At 71.8% G+C, this 18754-nt stretch carries 14 protein-coding genes; 13 read left to right on the top strand and 1 reads right to left on the bottom strand.

Annotated features, from left to right (window positions below):
• Window positions 1–49: 49 nt before the first annotated feature.
• From ACIQI8_RS15050 to ACIQI8_RS15110, 13 genes are all read left to right on the top strand, one after another.
• Window positions 50–1261 carry an ROK family protein gene (locus tag ACIQI8_RS15050; RefSeq protein ID WP_402349356.1) on the top strand — a complete coding sequence of 404 codons (1212 nt, stop codon included), beginning with the start codon at window positions 50–52 and terminating at the stop codon, window positions 1259–1261.
• A 94-nt stretch (window positions 1262–1355) separates the two neighbouring features.
• Window positions 1356–2693: an ABC transporter substrate-binding protein gene (locus ACIQI8_RS15055; RefSeq protein ID WP_402349358.1), complete on the top strand. Its 1338-nt coding sequence runs from the start codon at window positions 1356–1358 to the stop codon at window positions 2691–2693.
• On the top strand, window positions 2694–3635 hold the full coding sequence (locus ACIQI8_RS15060) for a carbohydrate ABC transporter permease (RefSeq protein ID WP_402349361.1): 942 nt from the start codon (window positions 2694–2696) through the stop codon (window positions 3633–3635).
• Window positions 3636–3637: 2 nt separating this feature from the next.
• Window positions 3638–4531, top strand: a complete 894-nt coding sequence (locus tag ACIQI8_RS15065; protein ID WP_402349364.1) for a carbohydrate ABC transporter permease — start codon at window positions 3638–3640, stop codon at window positions 4529–4531.
• Between the two features lie 6 nt (window positions 4532–4537).
• Window positions 4538–5803, top strand: coding sequence for a 6-phospho-beta-glucosidase (locus tag ACIQI8_RS15070; protein WP_402349367.1), 1266 nt, complete (start codon window positions 4538–4540; stop codon window positions 5801–5803).
• Window positions 5794–6765 carry an N-acetylglucosamine kinase gene (locus tag ACIQI8_RS15075; RefSeq protein WP_402349370.1) on the top strand — a complete coding sequence of 324 codons (972 nt, stop codon included), beginning with the start codon at window positions 5794–5796 and terminating at the stop codon, window positions 6763–6765. The genes ACIQI8_RS15070 and ACIQI8_RS15075 overlap by 10 nt, the downstream gene beginning before the upstream one ends.
• 194 nt (window positions 6766–6959) lie before the next feature.
• Window positions 6960–8417, top strand: coding sequence for a hypothetical protein (locus ACIQI8_RS15080; RefSeq protein ID WP_402349373.1), 1458 nt, complete (start codon window positions 6960–6962; stop codon window positions 8415–8417).
• Window positions 8418–8488: 71 nt separating this feature from the next.
• Window positions 8489–9526, top strand: a complete 1038-nt coding sequence (locus tag ACIQI8_RS15085) for a glutamate ABC transporter substrate-binding protein (RefSeq protein WP_402349376.1) — start codon at window positions 8489–8491, stop codon at window positions 9524–9526.
• 81 nt (window positions 9527–9607) lie between these two features.
• Window positions 9608–10945, top strand: a complete 1338-nt coding sequence (locus ACIQI8_RS15090; RefSeq protein WP_402349378.1) for a hypothetical protein — start codon at window positions 9608–9610, stop codon at window positions 10943–10945.
• Window positions 10946–10970: 25 nt separating this feature from the next.
• On the top strand, window positions 10971–13451 hold the full coding sequence (locus ACIQI8_RS15095) for a tetratricopeptide repeat protein (protein ID WP_402349381.1): 2481 nt from the start codon (window positions 10971–10973) through the stop codon (window positions 13449–13451).
• Window positions 13452–14819 (top strand): PP2C family serine/threonine-protein phosphatase, encoded by a 1368-nt coding sequence (locus ACIQI8_RS15100; RefSeq protein ID WP_402350471.1) that lies wholly within the window; start codon window positions 13452–13454, stop codon window positions 14817–14819.
• A gap of 109 nt (window positions 14820–14928) precedes the next feature.
• Window positions 14929–16275, top strand: a complete 1347-nt coding sequence (locus ACIQI8_RS15105; RefSeq protein WP_402349384.1) for a VWA domain-containing protein — start codon at window positions 14929–14931, stop codon at window positions 16273–16275.
• Between the two features lie 36 nt (window positions 16276–16311).
• Window positions 16312–17718: an FHA domain-containing protein gene (locus tag ACIQI8_RS15110; protein WP_402349387.1), complete on the top strand. Its 1407-nt coding sequence runs from the start codon at window positions 16312–16314 to the stop codon at window positions 17716–17718.
• Window positions 17719–17727: 9 nt separating this feature from the next.
• On the opposite strand, the gene ACIQI8_RS15115 is transcribed toward ACIQI8_RS15110, so the two are convergent.
• A complete protein-coding gene (locus ACIQI8_RS15115; protein ID WP_402349390.1) occupies window positions 17728–18714 on the bottom strand; it encodes a methyltransferase domain-containing protein in 987 nt (328 codons plus the stop codon).
• Window positions 18715–18754 lie beyond the last annotated feature (40 nt).

An 18754-nucleotide genomic window follows, 5' to 3' on the forward strand; every position in this document is an offset into this window, starting at 1 on the left:
GCGGAGGTCGCTGAGAAGCTGGGCAGTCGAAAGGCAGGTGGCGACCCACATGGCAGGAACAGCCGGCACGCCGGGCACCCCGCGGGTCCTGCGCGCCATGAACGACCGCGCCGCCCTGGACCTCCTCCTGGAGCACGGCCCGCTCTCCCGCACCCGGATCGGCAAGCTCACCGGCCTCTCCAAGCCGACCGCCTCCCAGCTGCTGGCCCGCCTGGAAGCCGCCGGACTGGTGCTCGCCACCGGCACCACCGAGGGCCGCCCTGGCCCCAACGCCCAGCTGTACGAGGTCAATCCGACGGCCGCGTACGCCGCCGGGCTCGACGTCACCCCCGAGCGCATCCTGGCCGCGGTCGCCGACGTCACCGGCCGCACGGTGGGCTCGTACGAACTGACCACCCCGGGCCGGCGGCCGGTGCAGCCCGTGGTCCGGCAGGTCACCGACGCCCTCGACGGGGCCGTGAAGGCGGCCGGGCTGGCCCGGGACGACGTCCACCGGCTCGTCATCGGCACCCCCGGCGCCTTCGACCCCAACACCGGCCGGCTGCGCTACGCCTCGCACCTGCCGGGCTGGCACACCCCGGCGCTGCTCGACGAACTCGCCGGCGCGCTGCCGATGCCGGTCGAGTACGAGAACGACGTGAACCTCGCCGCCGTCGCCGAACAGCGGCTCGGCGCGGCCCGCGGCCACGGGGACTTCGTGCTGCTGTGGAACGAAGGCGGTCTCGGTGCCGCGCTCGTCCTCGGCGGCCGGCTGCACCGCGGCTGGACCGGCGGCGCCGGCGAGGTCGGCTTCCTGCCGGTGCCGGGCGCACCCCTGGTCCGGCAGGTGACCAAGGCCAACAGCGGTGGTTACCAGGAACTCGCCGGTTCGCAGGCGATCCCCAAGCTGGCCCGACAGTTCGGCGTCGAGGACATCCCCTCGGGCTCGACCACCGAGGTCGCCGCCGCCCTCGTCGCCCGCGCCGCCGAGACCGAGAGCGGCCCGGAACGGCGGCTGCTGGAGACGTACGCGACCCACCTCGCGACCGGTCTCGCCTCGCTGGTGTCCGTCCTCGACCCCGAACTCGTCGTCCTCAGCGGCGCCTCGCTGACCTCCGGCGGCGAGACACTGCGCGCCCTGGTCCAGGCCGAGCTGGAGGAGCTGGCCGCCTCCCGGCCCCGGCTCGTCGTCGGCGACGTCACCGAACACCCCGTGCTGCGCGGCGCGTTGGAGAGCGCGCTCGCGACCACCCGCGACGAGGTCTTCGACACCTCGCGCTGAACCCCATCGAGCCCCACGCACCACGCCCCACCGCCCCTCCCGTCCTCCTCTTTCTTCCCTCGCCCACCTCGCCCCGTCCCTGGGAGACCCTGTCATGCCCGGAATGTCCCGGAAAGCGGCCGTCGCTCTCGCCGCCTCCGCCTCCATCGCCCTGCTGGCCACCGCCTGTACCGGCCAGTCCTCCTCCGGCTCCGACGACGACGCCTCGAAGGACACCACCCTCAACTTCTGGCACGCCTGGAGCGCGCCGAACGAGGTGAAGGCCGTCAAGACGCTGGTCGCCGGCTTCGAGAAGGCCCACCCCAACATCCACGTCAACATCGTCGGCAACGTCACCGACGACAAGATCAACCAGGCGCTGCGCGCGGGCGGTGACAAGGCCCCCGACGTCATCTCGTCGTTCACCACGAACAACGTCGGCAAGTTCTGCTCCTCGGGCGCCCTGGTCGACCTCAACCCCTTCTTCAAGAAGGCGGACATCGACCCGGAGACGACGTTCCCCAAGGCGATGAACGAGTACACCCAGTTCGACGGCAACCGCTGCACGGTGCCGCTGCTCGGTGACGCCTACGGCCTCTACTACAACAAGACGGCGTTCGAGAAGGCCGGCATCAAGACCCCGCCGAAGACCTGGTCCGAGTTCGAGGCCGACGCCAAGAAGCTGACGATCTCCGACGGCGACAGCTACAAGCAGCTCGGGTTCATGCCGAACTACCACGGCTGGGAGACCACGACCGAGCACTACTTCGCGCAGTTCTCGCCCACGTACTTCGACTCCAGCGGCAAGTCGAACGTCGCCAAGGACCCGGCGTTCACCGCCGGATTCGACCTGCAGAAGAAGCTCGTGGACGAACTCGGCGGATTCCAGAAGCTGGAGAAGTACCGCGCCACGCTCGGCGACGAGTGGGGCGCCAAGCACCCCTTCCACACCGGCCAGGTCGCGATGCAGCTGGACGGTGAGTGGCGCCTGGGCATGGCCCTGGACGCCAAGCCGAAGTTCGAGATCGGCGTGGCCCCGCTGCCCGTCCCCGACGACCAGGCCGACCAGTACGGCAAGGGCTACATCACCGGCACCATCGCCGGCATCGCCGCCACCAGCCACAAGCAGAACGCGGCCTGGGAGCTGGTGAAGTACATGACCACGAACACGGACGCGGTGGTCGGCTTCGCCAACGACATCCACAACGTGCCCTCGACACTGGCCGCCCTGAAGTCCCCGAAGCTGAAGTACGACCCGCGCTTCAAGACCTTCCTGGACATCGCCGCGAACCCCAACTCGACGACCAGCCCGGCCTCCATCAACGGCGGCCAGTACCTGGTGACGATCCAGAACTTCGGCTACGACTTCGAGCGCGGCAAGGTGAAGAACCTCAAGTCCGGCCTGGAGAGCACGGCCAAGCAGATCGACACGGACATCGCGCAGGCGAAGTAGATGTCCACGATCACACTGGCCTCGAAGCGCCGCCGGTCGGCGCTTCGTACGCTCGCCTTCATGTCGCCCTGGTTGATCGGGTTCACGGTCTTCTTCGCGTACCCGATGATCTCGACGATCTACTTCTCCTTCATGCACTACGACGGCTTCAAACCGCCGACGTGGAGCGGCACGAAGAACTGGAGTTACGTCTTCGAGCACTACCCCCTGTTCTGGCCGGCCCTGCGCAACACGCTGTGGCTGGTCGTGATCACGGTGACCCTGCGGGTGCTGTTCGGGCTCGGTGTCGGCCTGCTGATCACCAAGATCAAGACGGCCACGGGCGTCTTCCGCACCCTGTTCTACCTGCCCTACCTCGCCCCGCCGGTGGCGGCCACGATGGCGTTCGCCTTCCTGCTCAACCCCGGTACGGGCCCGGTCAACTCGATCCTGGAGAAGATCGGCATCCCGGCGCCGGGCTGGTTCAACGACCCCACCTGGTCCAAGCCGGCCCTCACCCTGCTCGCCCTGTGGGGCATCGGCGACCTCATGGTCATCTTCATGGCCGCGCTGCTCGACGTGCCCAAGGAGCAGTACGAGGCGGCCGAGCTGGACGGCGCCTCGGCATGGCAGCGGTTCCGGTTCGTCACGCTGCCCAACATCTCGCCGATCGTCATGTTCGCGGTGGTCACCGGTGTGATCCAGGCGATGCAGTACTACACCCAGCCACTGATCGCGGGGAAGGTCGCCTCGGGCGTGATCCAGGGCGCCGGCACGCAGTTCGAGCCCGGCTACCCGGAGAAGTCCACGCTCACCCTCCCCCAGCTCGTCTACAACCTCGGCTTCCAGCGCTTCGACTACGGCTCCGCGTGTGTCGTCGCCCTCGTCCTCTTCGTGCTGTCGATGGCGTTCACCGCGCTGCTGATGCGGCGTCGGGGCGGTCTCAACCTGGCAGGTGACTGACCATGACCCAAGTCCTGGACAAGCCGGTGGAGTTGGGGACCCCGGCCTCCCCCGCCGAACGCACGGCCCGCCGCCGGGCGTTCCTGGAGTGGATCGCGATCCACTCGCTCGGCGTGGCGGCGGCGCTCTTCTTCGTGCTCCCGTTCGTGTTCGTGTTCCTGACCTCGCTGATGAGCGACACCCAGGCCCTCAGCCGTGACCTGATCCCGCACACCTGGGAGTGGGGCAACTACAAGAAGGTCTTCGACACCCCGGGCTTTCTGACCTGGTGGAAGAACACCCTGATCTACGCCGGTCTCGGCACCGTCCTCAGCGTCGCGTCCTCGATCCCGGTGGCCTACGCGCTCGCCAAGTTCCGCTTCCGCGGCCGGAATCTCTCCCTGATGCTCGTCATCTCGATGATGATGCTGCCGCCGCAGGTCGTCATCATCCCGATGTACCTGTTCTGGGCGAAGCAGCTCGACCTGTCGGGCACGCTGTGGCCGCTGATCATCCCGATGGCGTTCGGTGACGCGTTCACCATCTTCCTGCTGCGCCAGTTCCTGCTGACCATCCCGAACGAGTACCTGGACGCGGCGAAGGTCGACGGCTGCGGCGAACTGCGCACCCTGCTGCGGGTCGTGCTCCCGATGGCCAAGCCCGGCATCGCGGCCGTCGCGCTCTTCCAGTTCTTCTACGCCTGGAACGACTACTTCGGCCCCCAGATCTACGCGTCCGAGAACCCGGGTGCCTGGACACTGAGTTACGGCCTGGAGTCCTTCAAGGGCGCGCACCACACCGACTGGAATCTGACCATGGCCGCGACCGTACTGGTCATGGCCCCCGTGATCCTCGTCTTCTTCTTCGCCCAGAAGGCGTTCGTCGAAGGCGTCACGCTCACCGGAGTGAAGGGTTAACCCCACATGAAACTCACCGTGGTCGGCGGAGGCTCGACCTACACACCCGAACTGATCGACGGCTTCGCCCGGTTGCGGGACACCCTGCCCATCGAGGAACTCGTGCTGGTCGACCCGGCCGCCGACCGGCTGGAGCTGGTCGGCGGTCTGGCCCGGCGGATCTTCGCCAAGCAGGGGCACAACGGAAAGATCGTCACCACCTCCGACCTGGACGCGGGCGTCGACGGCGCCGACGCGGTGCTGCTGCAACTGCGCGTCGGCGGCCAGGCCGCCCGCCAGCAGGACGAGACCTGGCCGCTGGAGTGCGGCTGCGTCGGCCAGGAGACCACCGGTGCGGGCGGCCTGGCCAAGGCGCTGCGCACGGTCCCGGTGGTCCTGGACATCGCGGAGCGGGTCCGGCGCGCCAACCCGAACGCCTGGATCATCGACTTCACCAACCCGGTGGGGATCGTGACCCGCGCCCTGCTCCAGGCCGGCCACAAGGCGGTCGGGCTGTGCAACGTGGCGATCGGCTTCCAGCGGAAGTTCGCCGGGATGCTGGGCGTCGCGCCCACGGACATCCACCTCGACCACGTGGGCCTCAACCACCTCACCTGGGAGACCGGGGTGCGCCTGGACGGCCCCGAGGGCGAGAACGTGCTGCCCAAGCTGCTGGCCGAGCACGCCGACGCGATCGCCGAGGACCTGCACCTGCCGCGCGTCCTGCTGGACCGGCTCGGCGTGGTCCCGTCGTACTACCTGCGCTACTTCTACGCGCACGACGAGGTGGTCCGCGAGCTGCGCACCAAGCCCTCCCGGGCCGCCGAAGTGGCGGAGATGGAACGGCAGTTGCTGACGATGTACGGCGACCCGACGCTGGACGAGAAGCCGGAGCTGCTGGCCAAGCGGGGCGGTGCCTACTACTCGGAGGCGGCCGTGGACCTCGCGGCCTCGCTGCTGGGCGCTGGCGGATCCCCGTACCAGGTCGTGAACGCCTACAACCGGGGCACGCTGCCCTTCCTGCCCGACGACGCGGTGATCGAGGTGCAGGCCGCCGTCGGCTCGCAGGGGCCGACCCCGCTGCCGGTGGCCGCCGTCGACCCGCTGTACGCGGGGCTGATGGCCAACGTGACCGCGTACGAGGACCTGGCGCTGGAGGCCGCCCTGCGCGGCGGCCGCGACCGGGTGTTCAAGGCGCTGCTCGCGCATCCCCTCATCGGCCAGTTCGAGTACGCCGAGACCCTCACCGACCAGCTGATCGCACACAACCAGGAGCATCTCGCGTGGGCATGACCGCACGTGTCCTCGCCGTCGACGCCGGCAACAGCAAGACCGACGTCGCGGTCGTGGCGGCCGACGGGGAGGTCCTCGCCACGGCCCGCGGCGGCGGGTTCCGGCCGCCCGCGGTGGGGATCGGGACGGCCGTGGACGCCGTCGCGGCGGCGGTGGAACAGGCCTTCGCCGCCGCCGGGGTGGAGTCGGTCGAGCACGTCTCGGCCTGTCTCGCCAACGCCGACTTCCCGGTGGAGGAGGAGCAGTTGGCGGCGGCGCTGCACGCGCGCGGGTGGGGCGCGGGCATCGAGGTCCGCAACGACACCTTCGCCATCCTGCGGGCCGGGATCACCGAGCCGCGCGGGGTGGCCGTGGTGTGCGGGGCGGGCATCAACTGTGTCGGCATGCGCCCCGACGGCCGCACCGCCCGCTTCCCCGCGCTCGGCCGCATCTCCGGTGACTGGGGCGGTGGTTGGGGCCTGGCGGAGGAGGCCCTGTGGTTCGCCGCCCGGGCCGAGGACGGCCGCGGCGAGCCGACGGCGCTGGCGCACGCCCTGCCCGCCCACTTCGGCCGCACCACCATGCTCGAACTGATCGAGGCGCTGCACCTGGAGGAGGTCACGAACGCGCGGCGGCACGAGCTGACGCCGGTCCTGTTCGCCGTCGCGGCCGACGGCGACCCGGTCGCCCGCGCGCTGGTGGACCGGCTGGCGGACGAGGTGGTGGCCATGGCCACGGTGGCGCTGACCCGGCTCGACCTGCTGGAGGAGGAGACGCCGGTACTGCTCGGTGGCGGTGTGCTGGCCGCTCAGCACCCCCAACTCAACGACGGCATACGGGATTTGCTGGCGGCGCGGGCGCCGAAGGCGGTGCCGCTGGTGGTCACCGCGAGCCCGGTGCTGGGGGCGGCACTGCTGGGGCTCGACCGGGTGGGGGCTGCTGCCGAGGTGCACCGGCGCGTGCGGGCGCACTTCGAGGGGTGAGGTCGCGGGAACCGAACTGATTCCTGCGGCGTATTCATGGGCAGGGGGTGCTGCGGGCGTCGCGCCGTACCGGTATACCGGCTACTGAACCGCGCTCCACCGGCTGCGATCGGATCAAGATCCAGTGAAGGCCGGTGCGGATGTCAGTGCGGGCGGCGATACTTGCGGCGACGATGACCATGGGGGAGGTCGAAGTGACACACCCGCCGAAGAGCACCACGGCGCCACCGGGTTCCGGCCTGCCCACGATGCCGGTCGTGCCGCCGCAGCAGGGACAGCCCGTGCCGCCCGCGGCGCCGTCGGGTCCGCCTGCCGCGCCCGAGCCCGGCCCCGCGCGCCGTACGGCCTTCGCCGAGGGCGCCGACAAGCTGCGCGCCGCCGCGACCACCGAGCCGGGGCGGCTGCGGATCATCGGCGCCCTGCTCGCCCTGCTCGTCGTCGTCTTCGGCGCGATCACCGCCTGGCAGATGGCGGACCGGGCGGCCGCCGCCGACGACGTCCTCAACCGCAGCCAGCCGCTCAGCTCCGACGCGGCCGACATCTACCGCGCGCTGGCCGACGCCAACACCGCGGCGGCCAGCGGCTATCTGGCGGGCCTGCAGGAGAAGCCGGCGACGCGCACGGCGTACGAGCAGGACATCCGGGAGGCGGCGGCCAAGCTGGTCAAGGCCGCCGCCAACTCGGAGGCCGGATCCGAATCGGCGAAGGCCATCGCCCAGCTCAACGAGCAACTGCCGGAGTACAAGGGCCTGGTCGAGACGGCCCGGGCCAACAACCGGCAGGGCTTCCCGGTGGGCGGCGCCTATCTGCGCGCGGCCAACGAGAAGATGCAGAAGCAGATGCTGCCGAAGGCCCAGGACCTCTACACCTGGGAGAACCAGCGGCTGCAGTCGGACTACGCGGACGCGAAGGCGTTCCCGTGGGCCGCGCTCGGCCTCGGCGTGGTCGTGCTGGCCGCCCTGGTCTGGGCCCAGCGGCGCAACTACCAGCGCACCAACCGGGTGTTGAACCACGGCCTGGTCACCGCCTCGGGCGCCTGCGTGGTGGTCCTGCTCTGGCTGGTCGTCGGCCACACGGTCGCCCGCGCCGGCCTCAACGACTCCTACGACCACGGCGTGCGCTCGCTGAACGTTCTCCAGGACGCCCGTATCGCCTCCCTGACGGCCCGCAGCGACGAGAACCTCAGCCTGATCCGCCGGGGCGCCGACACCCAGAAGGTCGGCGACAAGACCATGGACGCCTACGCGGTGGGCTACGACACCCAGATCGGTGAGCTCGCCTCGGCGCTCGCCAAGGCCGACTCCCTGGCCGACGACTCGGCGGGCGAGAAGCCGGTCGCGGACGCCAACAGCTTCATGAAGGCGTGGAAGGACCGGCACGTGGTGGCCCAGGGGCTGAACGACAAGGGCAACTACCAGCAGGCCCGGGACAAGGTCATAGGGGTCGGCAAGGACCCGACGAGCGTGTGCTTCGACAACGTCGACAAGGCGCTCGTACAGGCACTCGCACATGAGCAGGCCGAGTTCAAGCAGGCCGCGACCGGCGGCCGGGACGCGTTCGACGGACTGCCGTACGGAGCCGCGGTGCTGGCGGTGCTGGCCGCGGCCGGCGCGGTGCTCGGCATCGGGCGCAGGCTGTCGGAGTACCGGTGAACAGGGCCGTGATGAACAGGATTCGGGGGAAGTCGCGTCGGGGGAAGTGGGCTCCGAAAGGGGGCGTGAGGATGAACGCACACCGTCTGTCACAGCGTCTGCGATCCAGCCTCCGGGGCTGGGGCGGGGTGGGCGCCATGGCGGTCGCCTGCGTGCTCACCGTGGTCTTCGTGCTGCTGCCCCTGTCCCAGTCCAAGGGCGCGGACGGCTCCGTCGGGACCGGCGGACAGGGCGTCGCCGACGGCCGGCAGGCCAAGGCGGAGGAGTGCGCGAACCCGCAGGACCAGAGCCTCTCGCCGACGGGTGGCGGCGCCACGACGACCATCGACGAGATCAAGGCCCGCAAGGACCGGCGGCTGATCGTCGGCGTCGACACCAACAGCTACCGCTGGGGCTATCTCGACCCGACCAACGCCTCCGGCGCGCTGGAGGGCTTCGACATCGACCTCGTCCACCGGATCGCCCAGGACATCCTCGGCGACCCGAACGCGGTCTCCTTCAAGGCGATACCGACCAGCAGGCGGATAGAGGCGATCGAGAGCGGGGAGGTCGACATGGTGGTCCGCACCATGACGATCACCTGTGACCGCATCGAGCAGGTCGCCTTCTCCGCGCCCTACTTCAGGACCGGCCAGCAGGTCCTGGCGCCCAAGAACTCGACGATCACCGGCTACAACGCCACTCTCGCCGACAAGAAGGTCTGCTCGGCCGAGAGTTCCACCGCGCTCGACAACCTGACGGCGGACAAGGGCGACAAGATCCCGGCCTCCACCGACATCTCGACGACGGTCCCCAACCAGCTCGACTGCCTGGTGAAGTTGCAGCTGGGCGAGGTCGACGCGGTGGTGACGGACGGTGCGCTCGCCGCGAGCCAGGCCGCGCAGGACCCGGCGGTGGAGCTCAAGGGCGCGCCGTTCACCGACGAGTACTACGGCGTGGCGATGAACCTGAAGGCCGACGATCTGGTACGCCAGGTCAACCGGACCCTGCGGAACTACATCGACGACGGCGGCTGGCAGGCGTCGTACGCGAAGTGGCTGCACGCCACCCTGGACCAGGGCGAGAAGAAGTCGCCGTCGGCGACCCCTCCCACGGCGCACTACCGGTGAACGACCATCTACTGACGGACGACTGACGGAACACGGCGCGACGACAACACGACGGCACACGACAGCAGCGAGAGGTGATCGATGGGCGTCACGGACCCCGCCGGGCCGGTGATGGACCGGGACGAGGTGGACCGTGCGCTGGCGCGGCTCGGCGCGGAGCACGAGGCGGTCGAGACCTCGCTGCTCGCCCTCCAGGACCACGCGGGCCGCAGACTCCTCGAAGGCGCCGAGCTGACGGGCACCACCAAGGAGCGCTGGGCGTCCGCGGACGCGTCGATCACCCTGCTGTGGGCGTACTTCGACGCGTACACCGACGCGTTGCGCTCCGCCCGCGACATCCGCTCCCGTCGTCGCTGGTCCAGCCGTGAGGACCTGGTGGAGCTGACGGAGCTGCTGCGCGGCGAGTGCGTCACGGTCGCCGGCTCGGTGTCCACCGAGGCCACGGCGAACGCGCCGACGCTGGGGTCCGCCGCCGGCAAGCTCAGCCACCGCTTCTCGCTGGTCTCACTCGTGGAGCGGATGAACGAGCTGTACGCGACGAGCCTGGACATGGTCGTCGCCGCCGACGCGGTGTGGTCGGCGCTGCCCGCCCGGATCGATTTACTGGCCGCGGAGCTGCAGCGCACCCGCAAGCTCGCCCACTCCGTCGGCGTGCGCCCCGGTGAGCACCCGGCAGGCGACGACCTGGAGCGCATCACCCGCACCCTGACCTCGCTGCGCGAGCAGGTGGTGTCCGACCCGCTCGCCTACTGGGTTGCCGCGCAAGGGAGTTCGGCCCCGGGCGGCGGCCGGCCCGACACGACGGTGTACGACCGTGAGGCGCGCGCCCTGGAGGAGGTGCGCCGCGAGATCGACGCCGTGCTGACCGTCCGGCAGGACGCGGAGCAGCGGCTGGTCAAGCTGCGGGACGTGCTCTCGCGCGCGGACCGCACGCTCGCCGAGGCGCGCACCGCGCGCGGCGAGGTGCTTGCGAAGATCGCCGCCACGGAGGTGCCGGTGGTCAGCGGTCCGCCGACCGCGCTGCAGGAGCAGTTGGCGACGGCCGCCGAGTACCGCAGGCACGCCCAGTGGCACCGGCTCTCGCCGCTCCTGGAGTCCCTGGAGCAGAAGGCGGAGGACGAACTGCTGCGCGCCCGCGAGTCGTTGAGCGCGGTCACCCAACCGCTCGCGGTCCGCGCGGAGTTGCGCGGCCGGCTGGACGCGTACAAGGCGAAGGTCGCCCGGCACGGGCTCGCCGAGGACCGGTTCCTCATCGAGCGCTACGACGCGGCCCGCCGCATGCTGTGGAGCGCGCCCTGCGATCTGCGGGTGGCCGAACAGGCCGTGCTGCGCTACCAGCACGCGGCGGCCGAACTGCTCACCGCCCCGCCCGCGGCGGACCAGGGCGGACCGCAGGACCGTAGGGGGCCGGGAGCATGAGCGACTCGAAGGGGGCAGCGTCGTCATGAGTCAGGCGGAACAGAAGTGCCAGCGGCCGGACTGCGAGGGCACGTACGAGGACGTGGGCGGCGGCGAGCTGTACTGCGACACGTGCGGCCTGGCCCCGGTCGTCTCGGGGGACGGGATGGTCAACTCACCGGCCACCGGGCTGACCGGCGGCCGCAGGGGCTCGGCGAACAGCGCCGGTTCGCGCGCCAGCAGCCGCAGCAGTTCGCGTACGTCGTCGCAGTCGGCGAAGTCCCGGCGCTCGGTGTCGGGACGGCTGTCCCGCTCCGTGTCGGGCGGCTCGACGGGCCGTTCGGTGTCGGTGCGCAGCTCCGGCTCCAGTACCGGCGCCAGCAGTCGCGGGCGGCTCGGCGTGGGCCTGGTGCAGGTCCCGGACGTGCCGCGGCCCGATCCGCGCGCGATGGTGCAGGACAAGCCCGAGGTACCCGAGCGCAAGCGGTTCTGCTCGCGCTCGGACTGCGGGGCGCCGGTGGGCCGTTCACGCGGCGACTCACCCGGGCGCACGGAGGGCTTCTGCACCAAGTGCGGCAACCCGTACTCGTTCACGCCGAAGCTGGCCGCGGGCGATGTGGTGCACGGCCAGTACGAGGTGGTCGGCTGTCTGGCGCACGGCGGGCTCGGCTGGGTCTACCTCGCGGTGGACCGCGCGGTGTCGGACCGCTGGGTCGTGCTCAAGGGCCTGCTGGACACCGGCGACCAGGACGCGATGGCGGCGGCGATCTCCGAGCGGCGGTTCCTCGCGGAGATCGAGCACTCCAACATCGTGCGGATCTACAACTTCGTCGAGCACCTCGACCAGCGCACCGGCTCGCTCGACGGCTACATCGTCATGGAGTACGTCGGCGGCAAGTCGCTGAAGGAGATCGCCAACGACCGCCGCACGCCCGAGGGCAAGCGCGACCCGCTGCCGGTGGAGCAGGCGTGCGCGTACGGCATCGAGGCGCTGGAGGCGCTCGGCCATCTGCACAGCCGCAACCTCCTGTACTGCGACTTCAAGGTCGACAACGCGATCCAGACCGAGGACCAGCTCAAGCTGATCGACATGGGCGCGGTGCGCAGGATGGACGACGACGAGTCGGCCATCTACGGCACGGTGGGCTACCAGGCGCCGGAGGTCGCGGAGGTCGGCCCCTCGGTGGCCAGCGACCTGTACACGGTCGCCCGCACCCTCGCGGTGATGACCTTCGACTTCCAGGGCTACACGAACGTCTTCGTGGACTCCCTGCCCGACCCGGACAACATCGAGGTCTTCCGCCAGTACGAGTCCTTCTACCGGCTCCTGGTCCGCGCCACCGACCCCGACCCGGCCCGCCGGTTCGCCTCCGCGCAGGAGATGGCCGAGCAGCTGACGGGCGTGCTGCGCGAGGTCGTCTCACTGCAGACGGGCCGCGCCCGCCCCGCCCTGTCGACGCTGTTCGGGCCCGAACTGAAGGTCACGGACGCGGAGTTGTTCCCGAAGCTGACCGGCGAGGTCTCGCGCCTCGGCGCCCGGGCGACACTCCGCCGGCGGCAGCCCGAGCTGACCTCGGGCGACGCCCCCGCGCTGGTCAAGTCGGTCGACTCACCGGCCGCCGCGCTCGCCCTGCCCGTCCCGCACGTGGACCCCGCCGACCCGAACGCGGGCTTCCTCGCGGGTCTGATGACCACCGCGGCGACCGAGCTGCTCGGGGCGCTCGCCGCCGCGCCGGCCCAGTCGCCCGAGACCCGGCTGCGGCAGATCCGCGCCTGGCTGGAGAACGGCGACTCGGCGACCGCGCTGAACGCCCTGGCGGCCCTGGAGAGCGAGCGCCCCGACGACTGGCGGGTGGTCTGGTACCGGGGCACCGCCGCCCTGGTCACCGGCGACCAGGAGGGCGCGGCGCTCGCGTTCGACGCGATCTACGACGCCTTCCCCGGCGAGATCGCCCCCAAGCTGGCCCTCGGGCTGTGCGCGGAGGTGCTGGGGCAGCTGGACAACGCGGCCGAGTACTACCGCCTGGTCTGGTCGACCGACCCCAGCTATGTGAGCGCCGCCTTCGCGCTGGCCCGCGTCCAGCTGGCCGGCGGGGACCGCGCCGGAGCCGTACGGACGCTGGAGTCGGTGCCGGAGTCGTCGATCCACTACACGGCCGCGCGCGTGGCCGCCGTACGGGCGCGGCTGCGTCAACGCACGGCGGTCGCCGCGGACGTACCCTTCCTGGACGACCTGACCGCCGCCGCGGGGCAGGTCGAGGCGCTGGACGCCTACGGTCTTGACCCGGCTCGCCGGGAGCAGTTGTCGGCCGAGGTCCTCGGCAGCGCGCTGGACTGGATACTCTCCGGAGGCCAGGGTTCGGCGCCCGCGCGGCGGGTGCTGCTCGGCAGCGACCTGGACGAGCGGGGCCTCCGCTTCGGCCTGGAGCGTTCGTACCGCACGCTGGCCCGGCTGGCACGGGGCGGCGAGGAGAGGATCGACCTGGTGGAACGTGCCAACCGTTACCGCCCCCGGACGTGGGTGTAGCTGATGTCGCAGATGCCCCAGCTGTCCGCGTGCCCGAGCTGCGAGTGGCCGCTCGAGTCGGGTGACCGCTTCTGCGGTGCGTGCGGATACGACCTGTCCGCGGTGCCCGCACCACCCGACGACCACCCCACGGTCATGCTGAACGGCACGGACGTGCCGTCCGGCGACGACGGCGTGGCCTGGCCCGTGGCCCCCGAGCCGAGCAGTTCCAGCACGCCCGGGGCGACCCATCTGGCGACGGACCTGCCCGGCACGGACTCGGGCGGCACTCCACTGCCCCCGGAGCACCCGCCGCCGCTGCCCCAGGCCGCCGGGCTGCCGACCGGCCCGCCCACCGGATCGCCGGTCTCGCCGGCCTCCGGGGTGCGCTTCGACCGGCCGCCGGAGCCCGACGAGTACCCGCTGCAGGCTCCGGACCCGCGGCTGGCCGAGTCGGCCGGTCCGGCGGCCGAGGCCAAGGTGTGCGTGGCCTGCCGGGCAGGCCATGTGGACCGGGACGGCTACTGCGAGAACTGCGGGCACGCCCAGCCCCGCGAGCGCGACCACATGGAGCAGGAGTGCGGCCCGCTGGCCGCGGTCAGCGACCGGGGGCTGCGCCACCACCGCAACGAGGACGCGTTCGGCATCGGCGTCGCCGCGCTGCCCGACGGCTCGCCCGCGTCGGTGGCGATCGTCTGCGACGGCGTCTCCTCGGCGACCCGCCCCGACGACGCCTCGCTCGCCGCGGCCCGCGTCGCCACCGAGTCGCTGCTGGCCGCGCTGCCCCGCGGCACCCACCCGCAGCAGGCCCTGCACGACGCGATCGTCGCCGCCTCGCAGGCCGTCAACGCGCTGGCCGACGAGCCCGCCACGGCCCGCGAGCACGCCCCGCACCAGAACGCGCCGGCCTGCACCATCGTCGGCTCGGTGGTGACCGCGGGACTGCTGGTCGTCGGCTGGGTCGGCGACAGCCGCGCCTACTGGGTCCCGGTGGACCGCGCCTCGCCGCCGGCCCGGCTCACCGAGGACGACTCGTGGGCCGCGCAGATGGTCGCCGCGGGCCTGATGAACGAGGCCGAGGCCTACGCCGACGAGCGCGCCCACGCGATCACCGGCTGGCTCGGCGCGGACGCCTACGAACTGGAGCCGCACACGGCTTCCTTCAAGCCGGACCGGCCGGGTGTAGTGGTGGTGTGCACCGACGGGCTGTGGAACTACGCGGAGGCGGCCGAGGACATGGCCGAGGTCGTCCCGCCGGACGCGGCCGTGCGTCCGCTGCACAGCGCGCAGGTTCTGGTCGGCCACGCCCTGGACGGCGGGGGCCACGACAACGTAACAGTGGCCGTCGTGCCGTTCCCGGCCCTGCCTCAGGGGGCAGGATCGGCCTGAGGCCGTACACGGGGAACGCACGGCAGCGCACGGGCGGACCGGAGGGGACCGGTCCGTATGACGTCATCGCCCTGCCAACGGCGGGGTTTTGAGGGGGATTTGAGTAGGCATGGCCAATTTCGCGAAGTCGAACGTGCCGCAGTTCTCGGTGGACGTGTACCAGAACGAGTACCTGCCGGCCGACGGCAACGAGGTCAACGCGATCGTCACGGTGACCGCCACCGGCGGCGGCACGATCGGCACTCCGGTCGCCGCGCCCCACCTCTACGCGCCGGGGCAGGGGCCGTCCGCGGCCGTGGCGATCATGGTCGACTGTTCCGGCTCGATGGACTACCCGGCGACCAAGATGCGCAACGCGCGGGACGCCACCGCCGCCGCGATCGACACCCTGCGGGACGGGGTGCACTTCGCGGTGATCGGCGGCACCCATGTGGCCAAGGAGGTCTACCCGGGCGGCGGGAGCCTGGCGGTCGCCGACGCCGGCACCCGCGAGCAGGCCAAGCAGGCGCTGCGCAAGCTGAGCGCGGGCGGCGGCACGGCCATCGGCACCTGGCTGCGTCTGGCTGACCGGCTGCTGTCCTCGGCGGACGTGGCGATCCGGCACGGCATCCTGCTCACCGACGGACGCAACGAGCACGAGTCGCCCGAGGACCTGAAGGCCGCGCTCGACTCCTGCGCCGGCCGTTTCACCTGTGACGCCCGCGGCGTGGGCACCGACTGGGAAGTGAAAGAAGTCACAGCGATCTCCTCCGCGCTGCTCGGCACGGCCGACATCGTCGCCGACCCGGCCGCCCTCGCCGCCGACTTCACGCGGATGATGGAGACGGCGATGGGCAAGGAGGTCGCCGACGTCGCGCTGCGGGTGTGGACGCCGGTGGGCACGACCATCAAGTTCGTCAAGCAAGTCGCGCCCACGGTCGAGGAGTTGACCGAACGCCGCACCGAGGCGGGACCGCGCGCGGGCGACTACCCCACGGGCTCCTGGGGAGACGAGTCCCGTGACTACCACGTCTGCGTCGAGGTCCCCACGGCCGGCATCGGCCAGGAGATGCTCGCCGCCCGGGTCTCGCTGGTGGTCCCGCAGCCCGACGGCAGCACCCAGAACCTGGGCGCCCAGGGGCTCGTACGGGCCATGTGGACCGACGACATGGCCGCTTCGACGTCGATCAACCCTCAGGTCGCCCACTACACCGGGCAGGCCGAACTGGCACAAGCCATCCAACAAGGGCTCGATCTACGCAAAGCGGGAGACATCGACGGAGCAACGGCCAAACTGGGCCGGGCCGTTCAGCTCGCGAGCGACTCCGGAAACGCGGATACTGCGAAACTGCTTGCGAAGGTGGTGGACGTGGTCGATGCCGCGGCGGGTACTGTGCGACTGAAGGCGAAGGTCGAGTCGGCCGACGAGATGACTCTCGAGACACGGTCCACAAAGACTGTTCGTGTAAAGAAGTAACGCGAGAACCGATGAAGGAAAGGGGGACGAGCCGACATGCCGACCTGCCCGAACGGACACCAGTCGGGTTCCGACGACTGGTGCGAGGTCTGCGGTCACCGCATGGCCGGTGCCGTGCCTCCGCCCCCGCCTCCGCCGCCCGGCGGCGGCTACGGCTTCCCGCCGCCCGGCCAGGGTCAAGGCCAGGGCCAGGGTCAGGGCGGACGGTCCCACCTGTCCGCCGTGCCGGACCGCGCCGAGCCGGAGCTCTGCCCGCAGTGCCGCACGCCCCGTGAGGGCGGTGCGCCCTTCTGCGAGGAGTGCCGGTGGAACTTCCTGACGAACACCGCGACCTCGTACACCCCGGCCGCCCCGCGCCCCCCGGGTCCCGGCCCCGGCCCCGGTCCCGGTGGCCCGCGCTATCAGCAGCAGCCACCCCCGCCGACGTTCGGCGGCGCCGACTCGTACGAGTACCAGGGCTCCCGCCCGTCCCAGATGAACCGGCCCGCAGAACCGATCCCGCCGTACGGCACCGACCCGTCGGGCCCCGGCGGTCAGGGCGGACCCGGCGGCCAGGGCGGTTACGGGAACCAGCCCGGGGGCCAGGGCGGTCCCGGCGGCTACGGCAACCAGCCAGGCGGTCCGGGTGGTCCCGGTGGCCAGGGCGGTCCCGGTGGTCCCGGTGGCTACGGCAATCCGCCAGGCGGCCAGGGCGGCTACAACAACCCGCCCGGTGGCTACGGCGACCCCTCGCGTCCGGTCCCGCCGCCGCCCGGGCCCACCCCGCCCGCCGGTCCCGGCGCGACCTCGGGCGCCCCGCAGGCGTACCAGCAGCAGTCCGCTCCGCCCGCCTTCCCGCAGGAGACGGGACGTCCGCCGCAGCAGGGCGGTCAGCCCTTCGGCGGCGGTGACGACGACTGGGTCCTCTCCCCGCCCGCCGGCGGCCAGGGCGGACCCGGTGGCCAGCGCCCCGGTCCCGGCAGTGGCTACGGCTATCCGCAGCCCGGCGCGACCCAGGCCCCGCCCGGCCCCGCCTTCCCGCAGGCACCGCAGCAGCCCGCGACCTGGACGGCGACGATCGGTCCGGACCGCGAGTACTTCATGGCGATGATGCAGCGCTCGGGCCCCGAGGCCGCGGGGCTCAACCTGCCCGCGTACTCGCCCGAGCAGCAGCGCACCCTCGGCGGCAACCAGGTCACCATCGGCCGCCGCCGCCACTCCACCGGCGACACCCCGGACATCGACCTGGCGGTGCCCCCGGAGGACCCGGGCGTCTCGCATCAGCACGCGGTGCTGGTCCAGCAGCCGGACGGCAGCTGGGCGGTCGTCGACCAGAACTCGACGAACGGTACGACGGTCAACGGCGGCGAGGAGCCGATCCAGCCCTTCGTGCCGGTGCCGTTGCAGGACGGGGACCGGGTGCACGTCGGGGCGTGGACGACGATCACGGTCCGCCGCGGCTGACAGCTCGGTTCAGCCCGCGAGGGGCCACGCGTACGGCCCCTCCGGGTCGTCCAGCCAGGCCCACTCGTGCTCACCGCTGACCGTGATGCCGTACCGCTCCCGCGCCGGCATGCCCTCGCGGTTCCACAGCGCGTACGCCTCCTGCGGGTCGAGGCTGCCGCGGCTGAGGGCGAGCAGGAAGCGGAACAGTTCGTGGTCGCGGGCGCTGCTCGGCACCCCGCCCAGCGGTACCGGCTCCCGGTCCGGTCTGCCCTCGCCGCGCAGCGGCACGAAGTAGGCGGGCGTGTGCAGGAAATGGCCCTCGGCATGGCCGGCGTCCCGGACCGTCAGGGCGAGCAGGCCGGTGGCCAGCGGGGTCAGGATCCGGGCGCCGGGGCGGCACTGGGCGAGCCAGGCGTGCGGGACCGAGGTCAGGGCGCAGGTCGCGATGATCCGGTCGAAGGGGGCGCGCTCGGGGACTCCGCGCGCGCCGTCGCCGGTCACGACGGCCGGATGATGACCGGCGGCGGCCAGGTGCTGCCGGGCCGCCTCCGTGATGTCCGGGTACAGGTCGACGGTCGTGACCAGGTCGTCGTCGCCGAGCCGGTGGGCCAGCAGGGCCGCGTTGTAGCCGGTGCCGGCGCCGACCTCAAGGACGTGATCACCGTCCCTCACTCCCAGCTCGGCCAGCATCATCGCCATCAGCGAGGGCTGGCTGCTGGAGGAGACCAGTTCGCCGTCGCGCAGCCGCGTGGCCAGCGGGGCGTCGGCGTAGACACCGCGCAGCCACCGCTCCCGGGTGCGCGGATCGGGGCTCTCGCCCCAGCGCCGCTCGTAGCCGCCCTCGACGCCCACGTAGTAGTACGGCACGAACAGATGGCGCGGCACCGCCTCGAACGCCGCCCGCCACACGGGGTCGCCGGCCCACACCCCGGTCGCCTCGATCGCCCGCACCAGCGCGGCCCGCGCCGAGCGGGCCGCCTCGGCGAGGTCCTTGTCGAGTGCGTACGCGCTCATACCCTCCACTGTGCTGCGGCGGACGGGCGGACGCGAGTGC

The sequence above is a fragment of the Streptomyces sp. NPDC092369 genome (assembly GCF_044755245.1).
GTDB lineage: Bacteria > Actinomycetota > Actinomycetes > Streptomycetales > Streptomycetaceae > Streptomyces.